This is a genomic window from Moorena sp. SIO4A1 (assembly GCF_010672065.1).
In the GTDB taxonomy this organism is placed as follows: domain Bacteria; phylum Cyanobacteriota; class Cyanobacteriia; order Cyanobacteriales; family Coleofasciculaceae; genus Moorena.
Genome location: NZ_JAAHHX010000778.1, coordinates 1 through 1348, shown reverse-complemented (window position 1 = coordinate 1348; position 1348 = coordinate 1). Strand labels below are relative to the sequence as shown.

The window sequence follows — 1348 nt, the reverse complement described above, 5'->3', positions numbered from 1 at the left end:
GCATAAGCAGCTTCTTCTAAAGTAAAATCAGGCCATTTGTTGTAAAGTGATGGTAGCATTTTAGCGGGATTACGCACCAGAAAAGTACTTTCAAATATAGACAAAAATTCTCTATCAGCTAAGTAAAACGTAAAATGGGACATATCCTTGATAAAAACTGCCTGGGAATCTGCTTGCTGTCGTAGTTTTTGCCAAATTTTTTGGTGATTATATTCAGGATTGAGTTCTATATCTGGATAACGATTAGTATCGCGACGCTCTGGGGAGTTGTAGTAAGATAAGCCAAAAGGTTCATGAAAAACAAAAAAATCACCTCTTTGGCGCATCATATTTTCAAAGGCGGTGGAGATTGAGCGAGGTGTTGCCCATAAAGCTAATATTTTTTTCATGGTTGTTCTATTTGTCGGTAATTTTATACTTAATCAGATATTGTTGATAGCGCTATTAGTTTACAGATTACAGTTGCTTTCCAGACAAGTCCTAAGGATTTGGGATAGAAATCGAACATGTGGTTCTCGCATCATCGTGAAATGGTTGCCTGGAATCTCATAAATTGTCACAGGTTCAGCAGAAATATCACCCCACCCCCAAGTTGGGTCTTCCAGTATTGTTGTTTCACCGAGGGTAGCCTCAAAGACCTCTGTTTCCATAGCTCGGAAAAAAGTAATTGAAGTTGGGTAACTCTCTTGTGGTATATAGTCAACATCAGCTTTAACGTTAGCTTTGTAAACTTGAAAAATACGTTTTAGTTCATCTTGGCTTAATTTAAAACCAGCTATTCTCAATCTTTCCAGAAGATAATTTAACTGTTCTTCCTCTCCAATAGATTGAAGTGTTTCAGGATAAACGTTGACCGCTTCTCCTAAAGAACCTTGATAAAAACTGCTTATATCGTTGATGAGTTTAGTATTGTTCCAATCAGCAAAATATTGATATTTTTGAATATTTGTCCCTAAACCATCCATAATGGCAAGTAAAGCTACCTCCTGTCCCTGATTTTTTAACTGTTGAGCTATCTCAAAAACCACCTTTCCTCCTGCTGAATGACCGCCCAGAAAGTATGGCCCCTTAGGCTGAACGGCTTGTAAGGCTTGGATGTGGTGGGCTGCTATGTCTTCCATCCGGGTTAATGGCTTTTCCCCCTCATCTAAACCAAGCGATCGCAAGCCATATAAAGGTTGCTCTGAATCTAGGTGTTGTGCCAAGGGATAGAGATCGAAAACATTGCCCAAGACTCCAGGGACAAAGAACAGAGGAGGTTTTGAACCATTTGGCTGAATCGATACTAAAGTAGAACGGTAAGAGTCATCCTCAACTATACCTTGTTTGATGGAGGCATTGCTTAAAC

1 protein-coding gene and 1 pseudogene are annotated in these 1348 nt (G+C 39.3%); both read right to left on the bottom strand.

All coding sequences use genetic code 11. The features are described 5' to 3' along the window. A pseudogene (locus F6K53_RS42825) lies at positions 1 to 389 on the bottom strand (sulfotransferase family protein); the annotation flags it as partial. Between the two features lie 60 nt (positions 390 to 449). Beyond that, the coding region (locus tag F6K53_RS42820; RefSeq protein ID WP_293086690.1) for a thioesterase domain-containing protein at positions 450 to 1348 on the bottom strand (899 nt) is incomplete at its 5' end.